Genomic DNA, 25,810 nt, shown 5'->3' with positions numbered 1-25,810 from the left:
CTTCTTTATATGCTAACTGCCCGATCGCTTCATAAATATTACGGTGACCTACATGTACTGAAAGGTGTAGATGTGACCATTCAAAAGAGTGAAATTGTATCTATTGTAGGGGCATCAGGTGCCGGAAAAAGTACCCTTTTGCACATTCTTGGCACCCTGGATAAAGCAGATTCCGGCAATCTGGAAGCAGATGGCATCGATTTGCTGAAGCTCAATGGCGACAAGCTGGCTGCTTTCCGAAACGACCGCGTCGGATTTATTTTTCAGTTTCATAATTTGTTGCCTGAATTTACAGCGGAGGAAAATATCTGGATTCCCGGTTTGATCGGTAAAAAATCAGAAACATTCCTAAAAAGGCGGACTGCAGAGCTGGCATCCTTGTTGGGGATATCCTCCCGTCTTTCTCACAAACCGGCTGAGCTTTCAGGGGGGGAGCAACAGCGCGTGGCGGTGGCTCGCGCCCTGGTCAATAATCCAGAGATGATTTTTGCGGATGAGCCCAGCGGTAACCTGGATACCCAAAACGCGGAGGCATTGCATGAATTGTTTTTCAAATTGAGGGATGAATTTGGACAATCATTTATCATTGTTACCCACAATCAAAATCTCGCCGGGATGTCTGACAGGATGCTTACCATGAAAGACGGAAGAATTTTAAATTGAAAAATGGTCCGTTATGGTATCTTTGGCACTGGCCAGGCAGGTAATCAGAAATTAATAATTAACTTTGTATTGTTAAAAGTACAATTTATGGTGTTAGAATTTGAAAAACCAATAGCGGATCTGGAACATAAGATTCAGGAAATGATCCACTTAGCTAAAGGAAAAAATATCGATCTCTCTGAAGATATCAAATCTCTGGAGGAAAAACTTCAGGTATTAAAAAAAGAAACCTTTCATAACCTTACCAGATGGCAAAGGGTGCAACTTTCCCGGCATGGGGACAGGCCATATGCACTGGATTATATTTATGAAATGACCAACGATTTTATCGAACTGTTTGGAGACCGTACGGTAAAAGATGACAAGGCGATGATCGGTGGTTTGGGAGACATAGACGGCAGAACTGTCATGTTCGTTGGTCAGCAAAAGGGCAGAAATACCAAACAACGGCAGGAGAGAAATTTTGGAATGGCTAACCCCGAGGGATACAGAAAAGCCCTGCGGCTGATGAAAATGGCTGAAAAATTCAACAAACCGATCGTTACCCTGATCGATACGCCGGGGGCATTCCCCGGAATAGAGGCAGAAGAACGGGGACAGGGTGAGGCCATTGCCAGAAACCTGAGAGAGATGTTTAAATTAAAGGTTCCGGTGATCTGTATCATAATTGGTGAGGGAGCCTCGGGGGGAGCCCTGGGAATAGCGATAGGGGACAAGGTGTACATGCTGGAAAACACCTGGTATTCCGTTATTTCTCCCGAGTCCTGCTCTTCTATTTTATGGAGGAGTTGGGATTACAAAGAGCAGGCTGCTGAAGCGCTAAAACTTACTGGTCCGGACATGCAGGAAAATGGTCTTATCGATGCCATCATCGAGGAACCCCTCGGTGGTGCCCATAGAAATATGCAGGATATGGCAGTTAGAATAAAGCAGCAGATCAGTGCTGCCTTGGCTGAATTGGACAAAATGAAACCCGAAAAACGCATCGAAAAGCGTATAGAAAAGTTCTGTAACATGGGGATTGTCAATGAATAATTGCACTGCAATCTCTGGTACTGACTGGTGACATTAATCGTATATCCCGTTTGATTTTGGAGAACAACAATAAAATTGGTGTGGTGCTCTCTGGTGGCGGAGTGCGTGGTATAGCACATTTGGGGGTCCTGGAGGCTTTAAACGAAGAGGGTGTTTACCCTGATTACCTGGCAGGTAGCAGCGCCGGAGCGATCGCTGCTGTTATGTATGCGTATGGCCATAAGCCGGCAGATATTCTCGAGATTATCCTTCAGACAAATTATTTCAGATTTTTCAGGCCCTCCATCAGTTTTAAAGCCCTGCTGAAGATGGACCTGTTGCAGGGCCTGTTTGCCAAATACCTGCCAATCGATGATTTTTCGGCGCTGAACATACCTGTTTTTATTGCTGCAACCAACATACAGACAAGCCAAACGATTTTTTTTTCCGAAGGACCACTGATCCGGAGGTTAATGGCATCCTCCTGTATACCCGGAATATTTGAGCCCATCAGGATACCGGAGGGCTTGTTTGTAGATGGAGGTGTGTTGAATAACCTTCCTGTAGAACCCCTGGTAAGCAAATGCGAGACCATCATTGGGGTAAACTGCAATAATCTTCCTGAAATTCAATCCATCGCACATATCAAGGGACTTATCGAACGTACCGTCATTATGTCGATGAATTACAATGTCTACAGCAGAAAAAGCATGTGTGATTTTTTCATTGATCCTCCCGGACTTGCCAGGTACGGCGTTTTGGAAATAAAGAAGGCCAAGGAAATTTATGATGCCGGACTGGCCTCAGGCAGGCAATTTATCCGGCAAAACCCTCAATTATCTGGACGAAAAAATGAAGATTTTCACCCTACCAAATCATGAAATTACTAGCTAGATTTGTTTTTTGGATCACGGGATGGAAGATATCCGGCGACTGGCCTGAAGGGCTGCGCAAAGCTGTTTTGATAGCCATTCCTCATACCAGCAATTGGGACTTGCTTTATGCCAGATCTGCTTTCTATCTGATGGATGTCCCCGTACGCTTTACTATCAAAAAGGAAGTTATGGTGGGCCCCCTGGGCTGGTTGATCAGGGCCCTGGGAGGTATCTCCATCGACCGGAAGCGAATCCCCGGTAGAAGAAAACAAACCTATACAGAAGCCATGATCCAAATGTTAAAGGAAGCGGACGAATTGGTGGTGATGGTGACTCCGGAGGGTACCAGAAGCTACGCTCCCCGCTGGAAAACTGGGTTTTATCACATTGCTTCAGGTGCTGAGGTGCCCGTAGTGGTTGGTTTTTTAGACTATAAGAGAAAACTGGCAGGCATCGGGCCGGTAATCCACCCGAACGGTGATATGGAGGCACAGATGGAAGAAATGAAGGTCTTCGGGAGAACCATTACAGGGAAATATCCAGACAAAGGCATCCGTTAATTCTTTTATTTCTTTAATTTCTTTATCATTCAGGTTTTAGGGTATGATTTTTGGAGCTTTAAACCCGGATCTTTTCTAAATCGATTGTTTAAATAATGATAAAGAAAAAAATTAAAAAATTAAGAAGATTTTCTTTTTTTGAGATTATCATCGATAGTGTAAAAGGATTTGGAAAGAGCGATTCGGTTTCCTTTGCGGCTTCTACAGCTTTCTACACCATATTTTCATTGCCGGCATTGTTGATCATCGTTTTAAATATCGCTTCCGTCCTTTATAGTGAGGATACGGTGAAGGAGGAATTGCTAAATCAGGTAACTTACTTGATAGGTGAGGAGAGTGCACAGACTCTGGACGATGTGATGCAAAACGTTTCGATCAGCGGGCAGAAGCTTTATGCCAGAATTTTGGGAATTGCCATATTGATTTTCTCCGCCACTACCGTTTTTGTAAGTCTCCAAAATAGCATCAACCACATCTGGCACATCAAGCCCAAACCAGAACGTGGGTTTTTAAAGTTTGTGGTTAACCGGCTGCTTAGTTTTTCTATGGTTGCATCCATAGGATTTCTGCTGCTGGTTTCCCTGCTTGCAGATGCTCTGATTGTAATTTTTCTGAATTACTTTTCCGAAGTATTCGATACAGAAACGCTGAAGCTGGCATCTGTGATAAATTTTTTCGTAACCCAGGGTATTTTGGTATTGATATTTGGTTTGATGTACAAAATCCTACCCGATGCTGTGGTGAAATGGAAAGATGTCTGGTTGGGTGCCGTGGTTACGATGGCATTGTTCGGACTGGGTAAATTTCTGATTGGACTCTATATGGGCAATGCCGACGTGGGCGGATACTATGGTACTGCAGGTTCCCTTGTTGTGGTTTTAATCTGGGTATATTATTCTGTTTTGATTTTCCTGTTTGGAGCCCAGGTGACTTATTTTATCGCTGAAAACGTCGGGGGGCAAATCGTACCGATAAAACAAGCGGTGCGGGTTAGAATGATTGAAGAAAATGCCGAAGATCAGCAAAGGGATGATGATAAAGATGCCGGTCAGGAATGATCAGGCAGTAAATCCACCATCGACAGTAAAAACGGCTCCTGTGGTGTAGCCGGAAGCCTGAGAGGCCAGAAAAAGGGCCATAGATCCAATTTCCTCTTCCTCTCCAATCCGCTGTAAGGGCAATTCAGCCAGGAATTTTTCCCTAATGACCTCGTTTGACCACAATACTTCTGAAAATTTGGTTTTGATCAAACCCGGACAAATCGCATTTACCCGGATATCGTATTTTCCCCATTCCTTGGCAAATACTTTTGTCAGGGATATCAACGCCGACTTACTGATACTGTAAAGCCCAAGGCCGATCTCCGGGGACAAGCCACTGATTGAACTCACATTGATGATGGAAGCAGCAGATGATTGTCGCAAGAAGGGCAGGCTTAGTTTCGAAAGCTCAAAAGGAGCCTTCACGTTTACATCAAGTATCTTGTCAAGTAAGGGAAGATCCGTCTCTTCAATAGGCCCATACACCGGATTGGTGGCTGCGTTGTTTACAAGTATATCAATCTGCCCGTACTTTTCTATAGTTTGGTTGATCAGATTCTGCCGGTCATCCGGATACCCGATATTATTCGAAAAGCCAGTAACTTCGTAACCTTTCTCTCTTAATTTGTGCGCCGCCTCATCCAACCTTTCCTGGCTTCTGCTGTTGATCACCACTTTTGCACCGGCTGCTGCAAAAAAATGGGCAATCGAATAACCGATACCGCGGCTTGCTCCTGTGATGATCGCCACCTTATCCTGTAACGAAAATAATGAACTTAAATCCATGTCGTAATAACGTTGTAAAGGATGGAAATATTTTGTTCCCAATTTAAGCGGAAAATACCAATATTTCTGCTGTCAGAAACAAAATTATTACACACTGCTAAGCATTATTTTTGGTGCAGGCAACAGTAATGGTATCCTAAAAATCAGCCTCGATCTTCGCTTTTTTCTTCACCATTTCTGGCCTCGTCTTCCATATTGGAAACCTCTTTTCCCAAAACTTCTTTGGAAGAGATTTCCTGACTGGAATCAACTTTACCTTTCTTTCGGTTAAATATCCGTTTGAATATTAAAAACAACGCCAAAACAATGGCCAAAACAAACAATGCTCCGATAAACAAATCCATATTAAGCGATTTTATTTTAAAATGATTTACAATTCAAGAAGCACTATTCTCCTGGTGCCCGATAGAAGAACAGCTGGACTGGTATTATGTTTGCAAAATGGATTTCCGGGTTCTTTCCCTGATACCTCCATCCTTTATGATGAAGTGCACCCAATCCTTCACGCTCCGAATATCAATAAGCACAATAAAAGTGCCTAATCCTTCAATTAGTAAGTTTTATTCTAAAATTATCGGTTTTAGATTGGTGTATTGACGGGGCGCCTCTGCTAAAATAACTTTCCCTGAACCAGAGGACTTTTGAATGGATTGTCACTTCCCTTCAGGATTTCGTAAAACAATTTCAAAAAACCATTTTTCCAGCTTTCGGAATTGATCCGGATATCGGCAGGTTCCAGGCCTATAGAGCCACTGATCTCACAGTAGCCGATCATCATGCTCCATAACGTATAAAAAGTACTCTCCGCCTGCAGATCCGGTCTCATGCTCCCATCCTTTATGCCCTGAGATATGGCTTTAATTCCCGATTTTGCCAGATCGTGATGGCTTAGCAGCAGTTTGTTAAAGTATTGGCTTTCTAATATCAGAGGATTGACCTTTTCCTTATCCAGGTGATATTGGTTCAGTACAGACAAAAAATAAAGCAAAGCGTCATGATACACTTTCTTTTCTTTTACAAAGTTAAAGTAAGCCTCTACCAGATCCGTCATCACCTCTAACCCGGTTTTGTCTTTGGGCTTTCCGAAAGATTTGTTAAATAAATCCCTTAATTCGTCTATCCCTTTTCGGGTGATGGCCATGTAAAGGTCTTCTTTACTCTTAAAGTAGAAATAGACCAGGCCCTTGCTGATTTTTGCCTTTTTTGCCACATCATCCACCTTGGTGGCATGAAATCCCTTTTGGCCAAACATTTGAAATGCGGCTTCGAGTATTTTTTTTTCTTTTTGTTGTCTTTCGTAAACACCCATGTTTATCAGGGTTAGGCGCAGCGGGGCATAACCGACTGCTTTTTATAATGTTAATCCTGAACGATTATCAGAAAATAATTCTTCTTCCCTTTTTGTACCAGCAGGTATTTTTGCTGGAGCAATGTAAGGTGGACAGTGGCTGTCGGGTCAGTCACTTTTGACTTATTGATCGCAAGCCCTCCTCCCTGAATCATTTTCCTGGCTTCACCTTTGGAATTAAAAATGGTTTTGTCTGAACATACCAGTTCCAGAATATTCTCTTTTCCGGAATAAGTATGCCGGTCAAGCGTCATGACCGGTACACCTTCAAATACCTGTAAAAACGTCCTTTCGTCCAGAGCCGCAAGATCCTCCAATGAGGAATTGCCAAATAAAATCTGAGATGCTTTTTCGGCCAATAAATATCCTTTTTCACCATGCACCAGACAAGTGATTTCCTTTGCAAGCTTCTTTTGCAATATTCTTTGATGAGGTGCCCCTTCGTGGGTCATTTCCAGTTCTTCTATGACTGATTTTTCCAATGTGGTAAAAATCCGGATGTATTTTGATGCGTCTTCATCCGAGACATTCAGCCAGAATTGATAAAAGGCATATGGAGAAGTTTTTTCAGCATCAAGCCATACATTTCCCCCTTCCGATTTTCCAAATTTGCTGCCATCGGATTTGGTGATCAGCGGTACGGTAAGGGCAAATGCTTCTCCTCCCTCTTTTTTCCTGATCAGCTCAGTCCCGGTCACAATGTTTCCCCACTGATCTGAGCCTCCCAATTGTATGCTGCATCCCCGATGTTTCCATAAATGATAAAAATCGTATCCCTGTATCAGTTGGTAGGTAAATTCCGTGAAGGACAGACCGTTTCCTTCTTCCAACCTTCGTTTTACGGAATCTTTTGCCATCATGTAATTCACCGTGATGTATTTGCCTACATCCCGGATAAATTCCAGGAAAGAAAATTGCGACATCCAGTCATAGTTGTTGACAAGGAGGGCTTTATTTTCGCTGCCGGCATTGAAGTCTAAAAATTTCTCCAACTGCGCCCTGATACCTGATATATTGCTGTCTAATGTGGCCTTGTCCAGCAGGCTTCGCTCGGCCGCCTTGAATGAGGGGTCACCGATCATTCCTGTAGCTCCTCCGATAAGCGCCATTGGCTGGTTTCCTGACCGCTGAAAATGTACCAGTGTCATTACCCCTACCAGGTGTCCGATATGTAAGGAATCTGCTGTCGGATCAAAACCCAGGTAGGCAACCGCTTTTCCCTTTTTCAAGTGTGCTTCTATCCCGGGAGTCATGTCCTGAAGCATTCCCCGCCATTTTAGCTCTGCTATAAAATCATTCATCTTGTCGGCTATTTAAATGAGTCCGCAAATATAAGGTATCCGGCGAAAATGCAGGAAAGAATGGCAGGTATTATAGAAAGAGATCCTCGAAAATTAATAGTTCCAGTTAGCATTTCCCGGGGGGCAAGGCAGCAGGGTATCCCGAAACGCTTTCCTTTTCAAATCTGTAAAATAAATGGAAATCTCGTGGGATACATGTGCTGGGTTGCTGAATCGGTTCAGCATGTAGTCGTAGCTGTAAGCCATCGTAAGGCCACTTGGCAGGTTGAATCCGAGCACCGCATTGATTGAGTTCTGATCAGGTAGTTCGTTGAAGCGGGTGATATTTCTGAATCCCAGGCCACCGATAAAATTTTCAACCTGTAGTTGTGGGATCATTTCTATTTGTTGAAAGGTCCCTTGACGTTTGTAATTGAATGATACCGAAAACACCCTTCGTAAAGGGTGGGTTTTAAACATGCGGTTGTCCAGGTTTTTTACGTAACCGCCGTGGAAACCCCATTTTATTGGAAGATTATTGCCAATACCATCATCCAGAAAACCAATATTTGGCCGGGTCAGGTGGCTGCTGCTGATGCCAAACCAAAAGTCAGGCACCTGAAGCAGCGCACCAAACGAAATGTCAGGGTACCAGTTGCTATCTTCTCCCGGAAGCCGGTCTATGGTATTGGGGTTGACATTGCGGTTCAGTAAATCAATCTGGTCTCCGAAGACGAGCTCCTGTAGGGTTAAACTCCTGTTCACCACTCCAAACTGCCCGCCAAATCGAAGAAATCTTTCGGTGCCTAAGGTGAGCCGATAGGAAATGTATCCGGCAATATCTGCAGACCTTATTTTTAAAAAGGACTCGGTAAACTGAGAGGCGGAGATGCCTATGCCTACGTTCGATGCGTCCCAATAGGTGTCGAAATAAAAGCCTGCAGCATTGAAATCGTATCCCAAACCGGGCCATTGTTTGCGGTAATTTACGCCTACTCTGCTTGTCTCCATCGCACCGGCGAAAGCAGGGCTCAGGTTTAACGGAGCAGCGTAAAATTGTGTGAAATGGAAATCCTGTCCACAAGTGTTTTTGCCTCCCATGAGAAGCAACACACCCACCATTCCCATAATCCATAAATTTCTCATTCTAAAAGCATCAAGGCACCGGTGTCTGAATATTGCCGTCCATCGGTGGTGGTATAATTCAATTTGTAAACATAGTTACCGGGCATGGATTTTTCCCCCCGGTAGGTGCCATCCCATCCTCTCGAATCCAGTTCCTCCGTATGGTAGAGAATTTCTCCCCATTTGTTCATAATGGTAAAGGAAAGCGACTCGATATACAGGAATTTTGGAAAGAAGTAATCGTTGACACCATCTCCATTGGGGCTGAATACATTGGGCACCTTCAGGAAATAATCCAAAATCTCTATTTCAAAGTCAAAGCTGGTGATACAATTCCATTGATCATAGGCTGTCAGCCGAACCTGGTAGGTTCCCGGCTCCTGATACCGATGCTGTGGATTTTCTTCCAGGCTATTGTTGCCATCACCGAATTCCCAGAAATAAGATTCTATATTTCCACTGCTGTTGTTGATAAATTCTATATCATAATTAACAAGATTTTCTCCGAAGCTGACAAAGGATTCGGAAAGAAAATCTGCAGATACCAGAATTTGGCTGTTGTCAACTTCAAAACTTCTGCTTTGTGTACATCCATACCCATCTGTGACGCTCACCGAATAGCTTCCAGGCTCGTTGGTGGACATTCGATAGCCATTTTCAGAGACGTCTCCATTGCTCCAGCTTATGGTGTATGGTGCTACCCCCCCGTCAACGTTGATATCAAATGTTTCCCTGATTTCCCTGGGTTCGCACTGCACGGCTGTAGTGGATACCATATCGATGGTAATGGGACCGGGCCTGTTTACCCTGAATGTCTGGCTAACGAAGCATCCCGATTGGTCAGTAATCTCTACAGCATAGTTGCCGTTTGTCAGGCCCGATAATGCCGGACCACTGGCCCCATTGCTCCAATTGTAGTTGTATGGAGGCGTACCCCCTGAGACGACCAGGTCAATGGCACCGCTTTGTCCGTCTTCACAGGACAGTGCGTCACGAACCTGTTCCACTACTACCAGGATGTCTGGTTCCACGATATTGAAAGACCTTTGGATGGTGCAGCCGCTGGCATCTTCCAGCAAAACGCTATAGGTGCCAGGGCCCAGATTGTACAGGGAAGACTGCTCGGGTCCGTGCTCCCAGATGGCGCGCACCGGAGCTGCTCCGCCTTCCAGGTTGAGTAAGATACTCCCATCTTCCGCTCCATTACAGGATATCTGGTTCACTTCGGGATCTACATCAAAAACCGCTACCTCTTCAATGGTCGTTTCTCTGGTAAGACTACAGCCATTGGCGTCTGTAACCGTCACCAGGTAGAAACCAGGGCCGATTCCGGTAAATTCCGTCTGGGTAGAACCAATGTTCCAACTGACCTGGTATGGCGCCTCTCCGCCACTTATGTCTACCGACAGGCTGGCATCATTGGCATTGAAGCAACTAACGGGCGTCTGAAAAAGATTTGCTCCAAGAGCAGTTTCTGGCTGTAGAACCTGAATTTCGGGTAACTGTACTGCACATCCGTTTCCATCAGAAACGGAGAGCCTGTAGTTTCCTGCAGGGATATTTTCCAGGCTTGCGGCATTGATATTTAAGGCTGTTCCGTCCCTGGTCCAATCAAAATTGTAGCTGTCGCTGATGCCTCCTGAAACAGCTACCGAAATGCTGCCGGTAGATTCGCCGAAACAAAGTACATCTACTTTTCCAATCAGCTCGGCTTCAAGCAATGGTGGTTCTGTGATCGTAAAACTCTCCCGGATTTCACAACCGTTCTCATCGTTCAGGCTCACTGTATAGTTGCCCGGGGACAGTCCGCTAACTTCATCAGCAGAAGAGGTAAATCCGGAAGGACCTGTCCAATCGATCGTATAATTGCCCGTACCGCCTGTGGGAGATAGCGAAATGCTGCCATCATCAGCACCAAAACAACTGATACCAAATTCACTGTAATCACTGCTTGTGGCTCCCAGTTCAAGCGGTTCGGGAGAAATGATTTCCAATGGTGCTGTGCTGACCGAACAGCCATTTTCATCGCTTATCGTCAATTGGTAGGTGCCGGGATTTAATGAGTTGATTTCTGGCTCAGGGGAAGAAAAGCCATCAGGGCCGGTCCATTCGTAGGTGTAGGCGCCTGATCCACCGGCAACATCGACCTGTATAAAACCGTCACCTGCACCAAAACAACTGATGTTAAAGCCGTTATAATCAGACACTTCAACTGAACTTATACGAACACCATCTTCAGGTTGTGAGACGATCAGGTCCGATATCTCCTGAAAACACCCATTGGCATCAGTGACCGATACGCTGTAGTTTCCCGCTGGAAGGTTACTTGCCACCCAGCTAATATCCATACTGGCCGGAGATGACCGTTGTACGGTTCCGTCCTGGTTTTCAAGGCTAAACAGATAGGGTCCTGAGGAGGGTCCACCGAGGCTGACACCCAATTGGCCGGTTTCCTGTCCAAAACATGCCACATTGATTTTCTCATTGTCCAGTTCCAGCAATTCCAGCCCATCGGGTTCCGTCAGATTATAGTTGCTGCTGATCTGGCAGCCGTTTTGATCTGCGATCAACACTTCGTATTGACCTGCTTCAAGGTTTTCCAGGGAAGATGCATTGGAAGTAAACCCGTCCGGTCCGGACCAGATGATCGTTAGTGGTGCATTTCCGCCACTAATTTCAAGATTGATAAAGCCTTGGTTGCCTCCGTTGCACTGAATGCCGAAACCATTAAAATCTGACACTTCATCTGTTAGTGCCAATGGCTCGGGAGCGGTTATTTCGAAGTTTTCTGTCAGCGTACAGCCAGATTCATCTGTAACCAGAAGTTCGTAAATCCCGGGTGCCAAATTGGAAATTTCATTGCTGTCTGAGACGAAACCATCGGGCCCGGCCCAGGACAAATTAAAATTACCTTGTGTGCCTTCTACCTCGAGAGAAATAAAACCATCGTTCGCTCCGGCGCAGGAAATTTCGTAACCATTGTAGTCAGAGACCGAAATATCGGTCAATTCTATACCATCTTCTGGCTGGATAATGGGTATGTCTTCGATAATTTTGCTGCAGCCATTGGCATCAGTCACCTGTACCCAGTAAATTCCTGCCCGCAGATCCGTCAGGTCCAAGCGCACTGCTGCAAAATCATTGAGCGTTCGCAGAGGTTCCGTTTCTCCCATTTCACCCAATTGGATTTCATAGGGGTAAACTGAGGGAGTAGGCGAGAAAGCTATAGCAATCGCTCCCGTATCGTCTCCGAAACAGGTAATATTTATGCGCTCTTCTGCAATCTCCTCTACAAGAAGTTCTGCCGGTTCTTCCAGCAGATAGCTGGATTCTGCAGTGCATCCATTGGTATCGGTAATGGTCAGGCCATATTCTCCCGGAAACAGATTTTCTATCACAGGTTCTGTGGAGCTAAACCCATCAGGGCCGGTCCAGGCGTAGGCAAACTCCCCTGTACCGCCAGAAGGGTTAGGATCGATACGGCCATTTGCAGCACCAAAACAAGTGATTTCAAAACCGTTCAAATCTGGAATAACTTCATTCAGCCCTATGGGAGCGGGCGCTACGAGTTCAACTGATCCTATCGAGGCGGTACAATTGTTTTCATCGGTGACGATAAATTGATACTGTCCGGGCGCCAGGTTGTAAATATCCTTTTCTGACGATTCAAACCCATTGGGTCCTGTCCAGAGGTAGGAGAGTGCTCCCTCACCTCCACTGATTTCCAGTTCGATACTGCCGTCGGTCTGGCCGGGACAGGAGATCTGAAAACCGTTGTAATCGGAAATTACCGGTTCTTCTATTTGCAGTCCGGTATCGGGTTGCACTATCGGGATATCATTGAGTTCAAAAGTACATCCATTGGCGTCGGTGACCACCACCCGGTAATTGCCAGCCGGTAAATTGTCGATAAATACCGGACCGAAAGCTGTAGAAACGATAGGGGCTGCTTTAATACCCTCCGAATCACCATTTCTGAAAGCCTCAAAAAAGTATCGATCGGTAGTTCTGCTGTCAATTTCTAGTACAATCATACCGGTTTCTTCCCCAAAACACTGCACGTCCTCTCTAAGGTCAGCGCGTTCAATCATTGACAAGGGATCGGGCTCGTTTACCGTGAAGTTTTCAGCAATAATACATCCGTTGGCATCTGTGAGCAATACCGCATATTCGCCTGCTTCCAGTCCCTGTCGCTGCAAGTTGCCAGCCGTAGCTCCTGCAGGAAGATCTGTAAGTTCCGCTGGGTCGGGCGCATCCAGATCCGTAAAGTTTCCCGCATACCAGGCAACCGTGTAAGGGGCGGTACCGCCGGCAGGGGAAATACTGATCGATCCATCGCCCGCACCATGGCATGATATGTTGCTTGGATCGGCATTGAGATCCAGGGGATCAGGGCCCTCAACGACGATCAGGGGTGTTACAAAATTGCAGCCCAATGGCTCTGTGTCAGGAATTTCTGCCTTCCTGGCACTTTCTGTGATTTCGGCATAATAACTTCCTGCTGGCAGTCCGCTGAGGGTACTATTCATACCCGTAATTTCGCCCGCTTGAGTAACAAAGCTGTTGTCGCCAGTACCCAATTCCTCCCCGTCACTCGCAAACCACTGAATGTTGTATGCTCTCCATTCCGATATGGGACTTTGCACGAATGGTTTAGACCAACCTCCCGTTATGAACAAATCGATCTGGCCATCATTTGCGCCAGAGCAGGTAGGATTGACAATGGTTTCTTCTGTGCTTATCGGTTCCGGTACAATGATCTCAAACGGCTCAGAACCCAGACATCCTAACCCGTCTACAACCTCCATGGTGTAGTTGCCCGGTTCCAGATTATCGGTACTTAAAACCAGATAATCACTGGTGAGGCTGACAATGTCGTAGAGCTCTGTTACGATATTGTTGTTATCATCCAGGATAGTGAATGAACGCAGGGGGACTTCGGCACCGTAAATGATGTATTCTACCACTCCGTCGGCATCTCCGGCACACAAGGGACCTGTGACGTTCAGTTCAAATTCAACACTGTACGCAGGGGGTAAAGATACATTGTCTCTGATCAAGGTCCTTCCCAGGTTATCTTCCACCTCGATCCTGTAGATCACATTCCTATCCAGCGCAAGTCCATCCTCCCCGAAAGTAACCGAGGCACTTACCTGGCCGGGAACAAGGTTGTTGACGACCTTTTCTGAAATCACATTATCCAGGGGGTCGCGGAGAGAAAAGGTAAAGGGAAAAGATGCCGAAGGAGTGTTCGGATCTGGTTTGTATGCCCTGGCCGTTAACGATACGGTACCCATACAGGGATTCTCGTCATATAGGGCAAGGGTAAGGGGAGGAATAACCAGCACCTTAAACGCATACACTGCAACGCCATCCAAGCCGTCGGTCACCCTTATATTTACCTCAATTTCTTCTCCGGCAGCGTTCCAGCTTTCATTATGTACCAGGTTATGTTGAATGCTATTGTTGCCTGTAGGCTCGTAATCATCTCCATCCTCTACTTCCAAAACCAAATTAGCCGGGTCACCATCGTATTCAATTTCAAGCATGCCCAGCGTGATTTCCAGGTCTTCATCGAAAAATATTTTTACCTCTTCCTGTGCTACAATAGTAATGGGTAGGAACAAGTGCCAATCCTTAGCCTGAGTCTGCAGTAAAATGGTAACGGTGAATGTCAGAACTAGCGAAGCGGCGGCCCATATTCTCCATTTAACTTTTGGACAAAAAATCCGACTCCTTCTAAAAAAGTTCACGACAAAAAACATTTTTAATTATGTGAAATACAAAAATATGAATAGATTTCATTTTATCGCAATAAAATTAAGCAATAGATTTAATAAAATTGATTTTGTCTGAGCCTTATTTTATGAATTTAAGATAAACGCCAGCAAATCCCTGACATCTTTTTCGCTGAGCTTGTCAAAAATTCTTTCCGGCATGGTAGACTTTTTGCTTACCTGAATATCTCGTATGTCATCATCAGGCACATGCTCACCCTTTCCGCCCATGGGAGGCACAATGTATTTGACTCCCGCTTCATCGTGCAGCAATTTCCCGGTAATTTTTCTCCCATCCAGCAATGTGATTTCCATGGTTTCGTAGCCTTCTCTTATAGCTGCGTTCGGATCGATGGTATGCAGCAACCAATAATCCAGATTTGTACGCTCGTAGCCAGTCAGATCTGGTCCGACTTCGCCACCTGTCGCCCCCATTCTATGACAGGCACCGCAGGAAGAAACAAATATCCCTTTACCCGCCAGGGCATTTCCGCTGCCTTTAGCAACAACTTCTTTCCAATGGTTGATCCTTTCGTTTATTTCAGTGGGCTCCAACGGCGCACTTTCCGGCCAGATTTTTATCATTTGATCTGTGATGCTGTCGGATTGCAGCGCATAAAAATTTGAAATGAGATGATTTGGGACATCTGTTTTATGGATCACCCTTGTATCCGTAATTTCATGGAAAAATGCTTCGGCCCAGATGGAACGGCTGGAAAATAAACGGATAGCGGCCTCACGTACATAGTCATCTGCCCGGATGGCTGGATATATGGATGCCATAGTTTTTCCTATATTGGGATCGTCAAACTTTTTTAGCTCGTGAATTGCAGCCTGTTTCAAAGCGCCCGGACTGTTTCCTGACCTGATCAATTCAAACAACACCGGCGGAGCATTTGCCGGTCTCATTTCTCCAAGTATCGCTACAAGCTCCATCCGTTTTTTTAACGGTTGGTTTTCATCCCTGAGCCAATTCAGTGCATCTGGCAGACGTGTCAAATCTCCCGCCCGCATTTCCATAATCAGAGGTTCTGATAACTCTTCTTTTAGCGAGATTTCCGCCAAAAGCTTTTTTGGAATATCTGTTAAATCCCTGCCAGCCATACCTTCGTAAAAACCGTTTACAAGGAGCTCGTCAAAGGATCTTCCGGGAGATTTTTTCAGCACTTCCCAGGCGGCGTCATACCGGGCATCCATAACCAGTCGCTTCATCATGCGGGCCGCAAGATACTTCCTGCTCACTGGGTTTTGCCAGGTTGCAGGCTTATCCCACCAAGCCAATACCTCAGGAAGATTCTTATCTACTTTGGATTCCAGAGCCCACCAGATCAATAGTCCAATGTCCGGGTCATCAGGATCCAGGTCAAGTTGCAGGAGCCCGTCGAGAACCGGCAATGCCTGATCAGCAGGAAGTCTCTTTGCAGTAGAAGCGATTTGACTGATCATTTCCGGAAAGAAACTCTCGGCCACCACTTCCATAAAAATGGGGAAGATCTCAGTGGGAATGGAACCACGATCTCCCAGTAGCCTGATGCTCCAAAGCTGTACAAAGGGGTCCGCGTGCTGCAGGGCTTTTTCTACAAAATCGCCCTCAAAACCTCCAGAAAGATGTATGGCCCACAAAGCCTCCAGTGCATGCTGAGCATTTTCCGATTCAAAAAGCGCGTACAATTCTGGAAGTGCACCTGGGCTACGTCGGTCAGCAAACTGTCTCAGTGCCTGCTGGCGGTACCATTTGTTAGGATGTTGCAGCCAGGTTGCCAGCTCGGAGAAGTTGGCGTTAGTCAGGTCAAATGAATCGGACTGAGTAGGTTGTCCTTTTGGTTTTATCCGGTATATCCGGCCGCTACTTTTGTGCCAGGTGTCCCGGGGATCTACATGAGATAGTCTGCTGTCATACCAATCCGCAATGTATACCGCGCCGTCCGGGCCAGTCTTGATGTCTACAGGCCTGAACCACCTATCCCCTGTTTCCAGAAGCAGATCCGTATCGGTATTTTCAAATGAGGATCCGCTCGCCTCTAATTCTGTCAATTGTATGTAGTGGTGCAGGGGGTTGAGTGCCATCATCATGCCACGGTATTTTGGCGGAAGGAGATCTGCTTCATACATCATGACAGCATGAGTAAACCTTTTATTTTCCCCGGTAAGGCTCATGTTGGGCAAATGGCCGAAAGCATAGGGATTAGTTAGTGCGCCGTGTTTGCCCCAGCTTTTGACATAATAGGCCCCCTGCTTGTAGTACGGTCCACGCCCGTATCCATTGGATCCGGAAAAAATTCTCCCTTTGCGGTCAAACTCCAGGTAAAATGGATTGTTTCCTCCTCCCTCAGCAAAGAGCTCGAAAGTTTGTTTCTCTGGATGATACCTCCAGATGGCCTGCCCCTGGAAAGCCACTGGCCTGCTGTTTTTTGCTCTGATTGTTGAGGTGGTGGTACTGCCCTGCACCCCGTAAAGCCAGCCATCAGGGCCCCAATGCAGGCTATTGGCGACAGCGTGCGTATCTTCCATCCCAAATCCTTCCAGGTGTACTTCTGGATCTGCCTCCGGCAGGCCATCTCCGTTGCTATCTGGAAACGCCAGAAGGTACGGGGGATTCAGTACCCATATTCTATCCCTTCCCAGGGCTACCGAGGTAGTAATATTTAACCCAGTGATGGCGTCAAAAGATTTATCAAAATGCCCATCTCCATTTGTGTCTTCAAACACGGAGATTTTATCCGCACCTCGTGCCCCTGCGGGAGGAGCTTCCGGTTGCTTATCAAAGGTTACCCTGGTGTGGTTGTCCATACTGGTGATTTTCAAGCCTTCAGGATAGGGGTATTGCTGATATTGTACCACCCAGAGCCTTCCCCTCTGATCAAAACTCATGTGTATCGGTTGGACAATACTGGGTTCACCCAAAACCAATTCAATTTCCAAATCATCAGGCAATTGAAATTCAGCGACCGCATCCCGGGGAGCAGTCGGCGCAGACCCTGTATCCGTGAGGTCACCTCTCCCTTCGAAGTTTTCCATGTATCGGGCCACATCTTCATTGGCTGCCAGGGGATGTTCAATTTTTTTTTCCTGGCATGAGGTATTGAGAAATGATAATGTTGCCAGCAATGCAAGCGCTAAAAACATTTTACATCGACCATAAACGGATAGAAAGATAATCATTTGAAGCAGAGGCTAATGTCAAAAGGAGTCTGGCGATAATTCGCATTAAATTATGGATTTTTAGGCAGTCTTCGAGACTTTTCTGGGTTATTTTTAATATTTTCGCTTGATTTCGTTTTTCGAAAAATGTTTTCAGCTTTGCGATTGAAACATTTGAAAAAAAATATCATGAAATCGGACCTGGGTACAAGGCCACACCGGCTTATAGGCCGGCCGATAGGTATTGTAGGGCAGGTTACGGTTAAAATGTATGAAACAAAATCAAATAGATAAATAGAACAAATAGCAAACGAATCGCCAGGGCTTAGTTGTCGGATCAAAAACGTTTTGATTTTTATCAATCGTCAGCTCCCCGGAAAAAAATTTAAACCCATGAAAAACCTGCTATCCATTTGGATTTTATCCAGCCTTCTGATTTCACCGGCTTTCGGCCAGCAAAGCCGGTGGGAACCTGTAAAAGACAAAATTCTAACTCCCTGGGCGGCGGAGGTTGACCCCCAGAACCCGCTACCCGAATATCCCCGGCCGCAGATGAAAAGAGAGCAATGGCAAAATTTAAATGGCCTGTGGGATTATGCGCTCGTCGGGAAGGACAGCCCCATGCCAGACAATTTCGATGGACAGATTCTCGTCCCCTTTGCGATAGAGTCGGCCTTGTCTGGTGTGGGTAAAATGTCGGGCAAAGACCGGGAACTCTGGTATTTCAAAGAAATCGAAATTCCAAGGTCGTCGAGAAGAGGAAAAGTACTGCTTCATTTCGGAGCGGTGGATTGGGAAGCAGAGGTTTTTGTCAACGGACAGTCTGTCGGTCAGCATCAGGGTGGTTATGATCCCTTCTATTTTGAAATACAGGAGGCCCTGCAGTCTGGGAAGACGCAATCCATCGCTATCCGGGTATGGGATCCGACAGATGATGGCCCACAGCCCAGGGGGAAGCAGGTCAATGACCCCAGGGGCATATGGTACACGCCAGTCACCGGTATCTGGCAGACCGTTTGGCTGGAACCGGTACCGGAAGCGTACATCGCAGATATTAAAAACATACCTGATTGGGACAATAAGCAGATTAGGGTGATACCGGAAGTTGCGCATTACGGGGAGGGTCAAAATGTCCGGGTAAAGTTATTGGCCGACGGAGAGGTAGTAGCCGAGAAAACGGTAAAAAATCAGGAAAATGCAGTTTTTACCCTTACAAATCCCCGGGTCTGGCATCCCGAAGATCCATTTCTATATGACATAGAAGTTACCCTGAATGAAGGTAGAAAAGAAATCGATCAGGTAACCGGCTACACGGCATTACGGAAAATTAGCATGGCTCCGGATGCAAACGGTATTCAGCGCATGCTATTAAACAATGAGTTCTTGTTTCAATATGGTCCCCTGGATCAGGGTTGGTGGCCCGACGGACTTTATACTGCCCCCACTGATGCTGCCTTGCTGTTTGATATTCAGAAAACCAGAGATATGGGGTTCAATATGATTCGGAAACATGTCAAGGTTGAACCCGCCAGGTGGTATTACCATTGTGACCGGATGGGAATGTTAGTCTGGCAGGATATGCCGAGTGGAGATATGGGCAATCGCTGGGAATCCAGACCAGGAGTGGTCGGGAAAGGTACTGAGAAGGAAAGAACACCCGAGTCAGAAGCCATCTTCAGAAAGGAATGGAAGGCAATTATGGACGCCAACCATAACTTTCCCTCCATTGTGGTATGGGTACCGTTCAATGAAGCCTGGGGACAATTTGATACAGATGAAATCGTACAATGGACCGTGGATCATGATCCCTCCAGGCTAGTCAATGGTGCCAGCGGTGGAAACTATACCAAAAAAGGGCATATCATGGACATGCACAATTATCCTGACCCAGTCATGCCAGATCCGGCCGTCTGGGGCGGAGATCAGGTAATCGTATTGGGTGAATACGGAGGCCTTGGATTACCGGTAGAAGGACATACCTGGCAGGAAAAGGACAATTGGGGCTACCAGAGCTTCAAAAATGAATCCGAGCTTCAGGATAGATACAGTCAATTGATCCGTGATTTAAAACCGCTGATTCCAAAAGGTTTGTCTTCCGCCATCTATACCCAGACCACAGATGTGGAGGTAGAGGTCAATGGACTGATGACTTATGATAGAGAGGTGGTCAAATTTGAACCGTCTTTTTTAAAGAATAAACATTCTGAATTATATTCCATCAAAATCCCTATGAAATGAAGTCAATTATAATATGCGCTTCTCTCCTCTCCGTATTGACCCTGGGCTGTGGGCCGGGAGAAACACAGGAAGCTAATGAAAAACAGGAACCTCAATCTTTAACAGCAATGGACGAATCAAATTTTGAAAAAACCATAGACGGCAAGCCAGTAAAACTTTACCGGCTCACCAATGCGAATGGTATGGAAATGACTGTCACCAATTTTGGGGCCCGGGTAGTGGAGCTTTTCGCTCCTGATAAGGAGGGCAATTTTGAAGATGTGGTACTGGGCTATGACAATCTGGAAGACTATATCAACAATCCCGGATCCTATTACGGCGCCCCCATAGGCCGCTATGGAAACCGCATTGCGGATGCGCAATTTACCCTGGACGGGCAAACCTATGCACTCGAAGCTAATAATGGTCCTAACAACCTGCACGGTTGGCCGGGCGGATACCACATCGTCGTCTGGGAAGTAATCGAGGCCACAGACCAGAAATTAGCCATGAAGTACGTATCGGAAGATGGTCATGGCGGCTTCCCGGGAGAGCTTACAGTTCATATGAATTACTTCCTGACAGATGACAATGAATTTAAAATCACTTATGAGGCGAGGACCGATAAGCCTACAATCGCAAACCTGACCCATCACTCTTTTTTTAACCTGAATGGGCATGGAGAAGGAGACGTCAAAAACCACATGTTGAAATTGGAGGCAGACAGGTTTACTCCGGTCAATGAGGTATTGATCCCCCTGGGAGAGTTGCGGCCCGTTAAAGGGACGCCTATGGATTTTACCAGCCCGCATCTTATTGGGGAAAGGATAGATTCCGATTATCCGCAATTGCAGATTGCCGGAGGATATGACCACAACTGGGTGATCAACAGAGAAGAAGGAAGTGATGATACCTTATTGGCAGCGACGGTCTGGGTACCGGAAAATGGAAGAAAAATGGAGGTGTATACGGACCAGCCTGGGGTTCAGGTGTATACCGGCAATTTTATGGATGGTACCTCTGCTTCCAAAGGAGACAAGACCTACGGAAAAAGGGGAGCAATTTGCCTGGAAACTCAGCATTTTCCTGATTCCCCGAATCAAACTCAGTTTCCCTCAGTAACCTTGAGGCCGGAAGAGACCTATACACATGAATGCGTGTACAAATTTTCAGTAATGGACTAGCTGATGAGAAAGACCCTTTCATCTTTTCTAATCATTTTGCTCATGCTGGCCTGTTCCTCCGAAAGGAAGGACCTGTCTGCTGGGGGCGAAGGCGCTGCCGCTGATAACCAGGAAAATGTTCTCCCGCTGACCATTGACATGGCTGATGAAGCCCTGAAAGACATAATTTCTCCAGAGGCAAAAGCCAGAATTGTCGGCAGAGATTTCGCATGGACAGAAGGGCCACTGTGGCTGGAGGAGGAAAAAATGCTTTTGTTTTCTGAAATTCCCGCCAACAAGGTTCATTCCTGGAGGGAAGGAGAGGGTATCGGCGTTTATCTGGATCCGGCCGGATATACCGGCTCAGAAAGCAGGGGAGGGGAATTGGGTTCTAACGGACTGCTGTTGGATCCTGCCGGCAAGCTTGTTCTCTGCCAGCATGGTGACAGACGTATGGCCCGGATGCTTGCTCCCATATCCGATCCTGCACCGGATTTTGAGACCATCGTCGGTGCTTATGAATCCAACCCCTTCAATAGCCCGAATGATGCAGTTTATGACCGGCAGGGCAATCTCTATTTCACGGATCCACCGTATGGTCTGGAAGGAAATATGGATGATCCTGCCAAAGCAATCCCCTTTCAGGGGGTATATCGGTTTGGCCGGGATGGCAGGCTGGAATTGCTTCTGGACAGCATCAGCAGACCCAACGGCATTGCGTTCTTACCGGGTGAAAAGGAGTTGATCATCGCCAATTCTGATCCCAATAAGCCACATTGGTACATTTATCAACTTGATGAGGACGGAAAGCCTGCAACAGGCCGTATTTTTCAGGATGCCAGCAAATTGGTAACGGGAGAGCCTGGTTTGCCTGATGGGTTGAAGGTAAGGGGTGATGGCGTGGTCTTTGCTACAGGTCCGGGTGGAGTCTGGGTTTTTGGTCCTTCGGGCAAGTATTTGGGGAGATTGAAATTGGGAGAATTGACGTCAAATGTGGCTTTGAATGCGCAGGGAGATGTATTATTTGTGACTGCCGACAGCTATGTGGTGATGATTCCGTTAAAATAAGCTTCATACCCACACCAGAAGCCGTATTCAACGGAATTTAAGCAATGGTATCTTTTCTCTCAGGCGCTTCTTGATGTCGGTCGGAAAAGCAGTTTTGCCCATAAAAATATCGGTCAGCATCTCGCATCCTCTTTGGCCGTACTTTTGGATCAGCAGGTTTCTTATGGAAGGTTGGGCATAAAAGATCCGGGCCATGAGTGCCGATGTTTTCAGTTCCGGGAGTAGTTTTTCTTGTAGTTTTTTCTTGTAGGCGAGGTTTGCATGGGTAGTTTGGTCGAAATTATCGCAGATGGCGCTGGCCGCCAATTCTCCTGAAAGCAGCGCATTTGATATTCCTTCAGCAGTTAGTGGGTCGGCAAATCCGGCGGCATCTCCAACGAGAAAAACAGGGCCGTTTGAAAAATTAGTTACCCGGTGGCCTATAGGTATCTGAAATCCATGTGCCGTGGAACTGAGAATTTCGCCAATTTGAAGTTTTTTCAGGTAGGCCTCGTAAAGCGCTTTCAAATTAATTTTCTGTTTTTTCAGACAGGCGACACCAAGAGACAAATGATTTTTTTTAGGAAAACACCAGGCATAGCCATACGGGACAGCATCCACGTCAAAGCGTACTTTCCTGGATAAACGTTCGAAATCTTCCTCACCAACGCTCACCTCGTATTCCAGTGCGGGAATAAGTTTTCTGCTTTCTGTCCAGCCGGCCATTTTTGCTGCGGGACTCAATATTCCGTCAGCAGCGATCAGGTAGCGGGTTTTTATTTCGCCTACTGAAGTTTGCAGTAATACTTCACTCTTTGTTGTTTTTAATTGCTCCAGCCGGGTATTTTCCATGACCTGAGCCCCTTTTTCCCTTGCCTTTTTTACCAACAGTGCATCAAATTCGTCTCTCATTACCATGCTGATAATGGGATCAGTCCTTTTCGCTGAAAAATAATGGCTTGCATGCTCAAAGAAAACTTCCAGTTCAAAAAATTCCCGCTGGACTGCCGGTGAAATGTCAAAAGGCAGGCGGGTTCTGGCACGATAGACAAGTCCACCCCCGCAGGTTTTGTATCTGGGCAGCGTTTCTTTTTCCAGAATCAATACCTTCATTTGCCGGGAGGCTGCGGTGTACGCTGCCATCGCTCCGGCCGGACCGGATCCCGTGACTACCATATCGAAAGCGTTCATCTGTCGGAATTAAATTTCATCAGGATCCCTTTCCGGAATATATGGCCCGGTCAGGATGATCTCGGTAGTCGGAGCGTTCGCAACGTAATTGACATCCATCTGCTCCTGTTCTGTTTCATGTATATTGATGCAGGCGTTGTAGAAAACCTTGTCAAAACCCAGCCGCAAAGAACCATTTAAAATTGAGCTTGATTTTTTCCAATCAAGTACCTTTACATTTTCGGCGATGGCACCCTCACTTTTGGTATACAGGCTTAAAAAGATGGCCAGTTCTTTCTTGTTTTCCTCAATGATAAGAGGTATTTCCTCATGCAGCTTTCGCTTATGTAGGGTTTCTTTACAACGTAAAATCCATTTTTCCTGCATGTCTGATCGTATTTATGTGTTTTTTCCAATGATCCCTCGTTCTGCTGATTCGATGGAGAGACGATAGTCCTTTTAGGATGCAATCATGTACTCATTGATGAAAGTTAAGGTGGTTTAAAAATAATTAATTAAATTGACTTCTTTACTCATCATTGCCTGTAAAAGCAAAAAGACGAAATTTTATGCAAACCCAAAATCAACAAGATTTTTTTTTACCTGTATGTATGAATGGTATTTTGGATTACTTTCGGAATAATAGATTCCTCATAAAAGCAAATATCAGGGTAACCTCACTGATGCTCCAAAATGCTTCATATTTTCGGGGGTACCTGTTGCGGTTTGCCTGTCGGAGCAAAATTTGTATTTTTAAAAAAGCAGCAGGCGAAACAGGGATGTAGCGATCTCAATTCCCGCTAACGATTGCGATACATTAAAAATCAATAACCTTTTAAATAACACCAAAAAGAATGAAACCAATTGTTCAAATCAGTCTGGATTTAACGAATATTGACGAGGCCCTGGAAACCGCCGCCCTGGCCATGCGGGCAGGTGTGGATTGGCTGGAGGCCGGCACACCACTGATACTAGCCGAAGGATTGCATGGGGTACGGAAATTACGGGAAGCATTTCCGGATACACCTATAGTGGCCGATCTCAAGACCATGGATGGGGGCTATCTGGAAGCAGAAATGATGGCCAGGGCCGGGGCCACACATGTGGTGGTGATGGCCAGGGCCCACGAAGAGACGATAAAATGTGTAGTACAAGCCGGTAAGGATCACGGTGTAAAGGTAATGGGCGACAATCTGGGCTGTCCGGACATGGTTCAGGGTGCGAAATTTCTGGAAGACCTGGGCTGTGATTTTATCGTTCACCACATCGGTTATGACGAAAGGAGAGGGATTGCGGCTCAGGGGAAGCGCATGCCCAGCCCATTGGATCAATTGAAGGAGATCGTGGATGCGGTAAGTATCCCGGTGCAAGCTGTGGGTGGCCTGAGCCTTGAACAAGCCATCTCTACACCAACATATGGTGCTCCCCTGGTGGTACTTGGCGCACCACTGACCATTGATGCAGATGCATTTAAAACGGCCGATGGAGATCTGGAAGCTTCCTTGAGAAAAATATGTGAAGCAGTACACGCACACGGTGATGTAGCCCTGAATAAATCCAACAAGTAAACTTAGTTCAATGAAAGCAGCAGCAGTAGTAAACTATGCGGAGAGCAAAGGTTCCGTCGAAATCAGAGAAATCGAACAACCTGAAATAGGGTATGGAGAAGTTTTGCTGGAAGTCGCAAATGTAGGGGTTTGTGGCAGTGATTTGCACCAATGGACTGCAGATCACAGTTGGCCCGTCAACTATCCCGTGGTCCTGGGACATGAGTTTGGTGGCAAAATACTTGAAGTTGGCCCGGGAGTCGAAGGTTGGAAATCCGGTGACAGGGTTGTGAGTGAGACCGCCGCGGTAATTGACCCCATGAACCCCATGAGTAGGGTAGGTTTGTACAATTTAGATCCCACACGAAAGGGTTTTGGATATGGCGTTAATGGAGCCATGACCCGTTTTGTAAAGGTTCCGGCCCGTTGCCTGCACCATGTTCCTGAGCAGGTACCCTTTGAAGAAGCCTGTCTGACAGAGCCCTGCTGCGTGGCCTATAACGCCGTGGTCATAAATTCGGCTGTGAAACCGGGCGATAGGGTGGTTGTAATCGGGCCCGGTACCATAGGCATGCTTTGTGCTGTGATGGCCAGGCTCAATGGGGCGGAAGTAGCAGTGCTGGGCCTGGAAGCAGACAGCGGCAGATTGAAAATCGCAGAGGGGTATGGATGTGAAGGAATCATTGGAGACGCTACCGAATGGGCAAAATCCCGGGATGGCCTGGGTGCAGACCTTGTGGTAGATGCTGCAGGCGCGAGTGCTACCCTCAAGATAGCCATGAATCTGGTACGCCCTAATGGACAGATTACCAAGGTGGGTTGGGGCCCTCAACCATGCAATTTTTCTTTAGATCCTATCGTCCAGAAAAATGTCCGGCTACAGGGTAGCTTTAGTCACAACTGGCCCATCTGGGAAAAAGTAATTGGCATGATGGGCTCGGGTATGCTGGACGTTAAGCCAATTATCGGAGGTATATGGCCCGTTACCTCATGGCTGGAAGCATTTGAGAAAATGCATCATGGAGAAGTGGTCAAAAGTGTACTCAAACCGGTATAG

General features: G+C 46.4%; 19 protein-coding genes. 10 read left to right on the top strand and 9 right to left on the bottom strand.

Annotated elements, in window-relative coordinates; all coding sequences use genetic code 11:
- The first annotated feature begins 9 nt into the window (after positions 1 to 9).
- From BUB19_RS06115 to BUB19_RS06095, 5 genes are all read left to right on the top strand, one after another.
- Complete coding sequence (locus BUB19_RS06115) at positions 10 to 663, top strand: ABC transporter ATP-binding protein (RefSeq protein ID WP_073093652.1); 654 nt, start codon at positions 10 to 12, stop codon at positions 661 to 663.
- A gap of 87 nt (positions 664 to 750) precedes the next feature.
- Positions 751 to 1,698, top strand: a complete 948-nt coding sequence (locus BUB19_RS06110; RefSeq protein ID WP_073093804.1) for an acetyl-CoA carboxylase carboxyltransferase subunit alpha — start codon at positions 751 to 753, stop codon at positions 1,696 to 1,698.
- A 56-nt stretch (positions 1,699 to 1,754) separates the two neighbouring features.
- Positions 1,755 to 2,558, top strand: coding sequence for a patatin-like phospholipase family protein (locus BUB19_RS06105; RefSeq protein WP_073093803.1), 804 nt, complete (start codon positions 1,755 to 1,757; stop codon positions 2,556 to 2,558).
- Positions 2,555 to 3,112, top strand: a complete 558-nt coding sequence (locus tag BUB19_RS06100) for a 1-acyl-sn-glycerol-3-phosphate acyltransferase (RefSeq protein WP_178371443.1) — start codon at positions 2,555 to 2,557, stop codon at positions 3,110 to 3,112. Before BUB19_RS06105 ends, BUB19_RS06100 begins: the two co-directional genes overlap by 4 nt.
- A gap of 95 nt (positions 3,113 to 3,207) precedes the next feature.
- Positions 3,208 to 4,170, top strand: coding sequence for a YihY/virulence factor BrkB family protein (locus BUB19_RS06095; protein ID WP_073093650.1), 963 nt, complete (start codon positions 3,208 to 3,210; stop codon positions 4,168 to 4,170).
- Here BUB19_RS06095 and BUB19_RS06090 read toward each other — a convergent pair whose 3' ends face one another.
- The 7 genes from BUB19_RS06090 to BUB19_RS06060 form a co-directional block, all read right to left on the bottom strand.
- On the bottom strand, positions 4,171 to 4,938 hold the full coding sequence (locus BUB19_RS06090; RefSeq protein ID WP_073093649.1) for an SDR family NAD(P)-dependent oxidoreductase: 768 nt from the start codon (positions 4,936 to 4,938) through the stop codon (positions 4,171 to 4,173).
- 143 nt (positions 4,939 to 5,081) lie between these two features.
- The gene (locus BUB19_RS06085) at positions 5,082 to 5,282 is read right to left on the bottom strand and encodes a hypothetical protein (RefSeq protein ID WP_073093648.1); all 201 of its coding nucleotides are present in this window, start codon (positions 5,280 to 5,282) and stop codon (positions 5,082 to 5,084) included.
- 266 nt (positions 5,283 to 5,548) lie between these two features.
- Complete coding sequence (locus BUB19_RS06080; RefSeq protein ID WP_073093647.1) at positions 5,549 to 6,247, bottom strand: TetR/AcrR family transcriptional regulator; 699 nt, start codon at positions 6,245 to 6,247, stop codon at positions 5,549 to 5,551.
- 50 nt (positions 6,248 to 6,297) lie between these two features.
- On the bottom strand, positions 6,298 to 7,587 hold the full coding sequence (gene tyrS, locus BUB19_RS06075; protein ID WP_073093646.1) for a tyrosine--tRNA ligase: 1,290 nt from the start codon (positions 7,585 to 7,587) through the stop codon (positions 6,298 to 6,300).
- Positions 7,588 to 7,680: 93 nt separating this feature from the next.
- Positions 7,681 to 8,712, bottom strand: coding sequence for a PorP/SprF family type IX secretion system membrane protein (locus tag BUB19_RS06070; RefSeq protein WP_073093645.1), 1,032 nt, complete (start codon positions 8,710 to 8,712; stop codon positions 7,681 to 7,683).
- Positions 8,709 to 14,444 carry a PKD domain-containing protein gene (locus BUB19_RS06065; protein ID WP_245802786.1) on the bottom strand — a complete coding sequence of 1,912 codons (5,736 nt, stop codon included), beginning with the start codon at positions 14,442 to 14,444 and terminating at the stop codon, positions 8,709 to 8,711. The genes BUB19_RS06070 and BUB19_RS06065 overlap by 4 nt, the downstream gene beginning before the upstream one ends.
- Before the next feature lie 111 nt (positions 14,445 to 14,555).
- Positions 14,556 to 17,594: a PVC-type heme-binding CxxCH protein gene (locus BUB19_RS06060; protein WP_178371442.1), complete on the bottom strand. Its 3,039-nt coding sequence runs from the start codon at positions 17,592 to 17,594 to the stop codon at positions 14,556 to 14,558.
- Between the two features lie 408 nt (positions 17,595 to 18,002).
- Here BUB19_RS06060 and BUB19_RS06055 point away from each other — a divergent pair, with 408 nt between their 5' ends.
- From BUB19_RS06055 to BUB19_RS06045, 3 genes are read left to right on the top strand one after another with little or no spacing between them, the layout of a single operon-like run.
- Positions 18,003 to 19,847: a glycoside hydrolase family 2 protein gene (locus BUB19_RS06055; RefSeq protein ID WP_073093643.1), complete on the top strand. Its 1,845-nt coding sequence runs from the start codon at positions 18,003 to 18,005 to the stop codon at positions 19,845 to 19,847.
- The gene (locus tag BUB19_RS06050) at positions 19,844 to 21,010 is read left to right on the top strand and encodes an aldose epimerase family protein (protein ID WP_073093642.1); all 1,167 of its coding nucleotides are present in this window, start codon (positions 19,844 to 19,846) and stop codon (positions 21,008 to 21,010) included. Before BUB19_RS06055 ends, BUB19_RS06050 begins: the two co-directional genes overlap by 4 nt.
- A gap of 3 nt (positions 21,011 to 21,013) precedes the next feature.
- Positions 21,014 to 22,057: an SMP-30/gluconolactonase/LRE family protein gene (locus tag BUB19_RS06045; protein ID WP_073093641.1), complete on the top strand. Its 1,044-nt coding sequence runs from the start codon at positions 21,014 to 21,016 to the stop codon at positions 22,055 to 22,057.
- A gap of 27 nt (positions 22,058 to 22,084) precedes the next feature.
- Here BUB19_RS06045 and BUB19_RS06040 read toward each other — a convergent pair whose 3' ends face one another.
- Positions 22,085 to 23,227 carry a geranylgeranyl reductase family protein gene (locus tag BUB19_RS06040; protein WP_073093640.1) on the bottom strand — a complete coding sequence of 381 codons (1,143 nt, stop codon included), beginning with the start codon at positions 23,225 to 23,227 and terminating at the stop codon, positions 22,085 to 22,087.
- A gap of 9 nt (positions 23,228 to 23,236) precedes the next feature.
- Complete coding sequence (locus BUB19_RS06035) at positions 23,237 to 23,593, bottom strand: hypothetical protein (RefSeq protein WP_073093638.1); 357 nt, start codon at positions 23,591 to 23,593, stop codon at positions 23,237 to 23,239.
- A gap of 467 nt (positions 23,594 to 24,060) precedes the next feature.
- On the opposite strand from BUB19_RS06035, the gene BUB19_RS06025 reads away from it, so the two are divergent.
- Positions 24,061 to 24,774, top strand: coding sequence for an orotidine 5'-phosphate decarboxylase / HUMPS family protein (locus tag BUB19_RS06025; RefSeq protein ID WP_073093630.1), 714 nt, complete (start codon positions 24,061 to 24,063; stop codon positions 24,772 to 24,774).
- A 10-nt stretch (positions 24,775 to 24,784) separates the two neighbouring features.
- Positions 24,785 to 25,810 (top strand): zinc-binding dehydrogenase, encoded by a 1,026-nt coding sequence (locus tag BUB19_RS06020; protein ID WP_073093626.1) that lies wholly within the window; start codon positions 24,785 to 24,787, stop codon positions 25,808 to 25,810.

The sequence above is a fragment of the Cyclobacterium lianum genome (assembly GCF_900143075.1).
Classification (GTDB): Bacteria; Bacteroidota; Bacteroidia; order Cytophagales; family Cyclobacteriaceae; genus Cyclobacterium; species Cyclobacterium lianum.
Note: the sequence above shows the minus strand (reverse complement) of the source record. Positions and strands in the feature narration are given on the sequence as shown.

Excerpts from the sequence above, each read along its gene's own strand:
- BUB19_RS06100 (WP_178371443.1), top strand. The coding sequence starts at position 2,555 with ATGAAATTACTAGCTAGATTTGTTTTTTGGATCACGGGATGGAAGATA.
- BUB19_RS06115 (WP_073093652.1), top strand. The coding sequence starts at position 10 with ATGCTAACTGCCCGATCGCTTCATAAATATTACGGTGACCTACATGTA.
- BUB19_RS06020 (WP_073093626.1), top strand. The coding sequence starts at position 24,785 with ATGAAAGCAGCAGCAGTAGTAAACTATGCGGAGAGCAAAGGTTCCGTC.
- BUB19_RS06080 (WP_073093647.1), bottom strand. The coding sequence starts at position 6,247 with ATGGGTGTTTACGAAAGACAACAAAAAGAAAAAAAAATACTCGAAGCC.
- BUB19_RS06025 (WP_073093630.1), top strand. The coding sequence starts at position 24,061 with ATGAAACCAATTGTTCAAATCAGTCTGGATTTAACGAATATTGACGAG.
- BUB19_RS06050 (WP_073093642.1), top strand. The coding sequence starts at position 19,844 with ATGAAGTCAATTATAATATGCGCTTCTCTCCTCTCCGTATTGACCCTG.
- BUB19_RS06085 (WP_073093648.1), bottom strand. The coding sequence starts at position 5,282 with ATGGATTTGTTTATCGGAGCATTGTTTGTTTTGGCCATTGTTTTGGCG.
- BUB19_RS06095 (WP_073093650.1), top strand. The coding sequence starts at position 3,208 with ATGATAAAGAAAAAAATTAAAAAATTAAGAAGATTTTCTTTTTTTGAG.
- tyrS (WP_073093646.1), bottom strand. The coding sequence starts at position 7,587 with ATGAATGATTTTATAGCAGAGCTAAAATGGCGGGGAATGCTTCAGGAC.
- BUB19_RS06035 (WP_073093638.1), bottom strand. The coding sequence starts at position 23,593 with ATGCAGGAAAAATGGATTTTACGTTGTAAAGAAACCCTACATAAGCGA.
- BUB19_RS06045 (WP_073093641.1), top strand. The coding sequence starts at position 21,014 with ATGAGAAAGACCCTTTCATCTTTTCTAATCATTTTGCTCATGCTGGCC.
- BUB19_RS06070 (WP_073093645.1), bottom strand. The coding sequence starts at position 8,712 with ATGAGAAATTTATGGATTATGGGAATGGTGGGTGTGTTGCTTCTCATG.
- BUB19_RS06110 (WP_073093804.1), top strand. The coding sequence starts at position 751 with ATGGTGTTAGAATTTGAAAAACCAATAGCGGATCTGGAACATAAGATT.
- BUB19_RS06060 (WP_178371442.1), bottom strand. The coding sequence starts at position 17,594 with ATGTTTTTAGCGCTTGCATTGCTGGCAACATTATCATTTCTCAATACC.
- BUB19_RS06055 (WP_073093643.1), top strand. The coding sequence starts at position 18,003 with ATGAAAAACCTGCTATCCATTTGGATTTTATCCAGCCTTCTGATTTCA.
- BUB19_RS06040 (WP_073093640.1), bottom strand. The coding sequence starts at position 23,227 with ATGAACGCTTTCGATATGGTAGTCACGGGATCCGGTCCGGCCGGAGCG.
- BUB19_RS06090 (WP_073093649.1), bottom strand. The coding sequence starts at position 4,938 with ATGGATTTAAGTTCATTATTTTCGTTACAGGATAAGGTGGCGATCATC.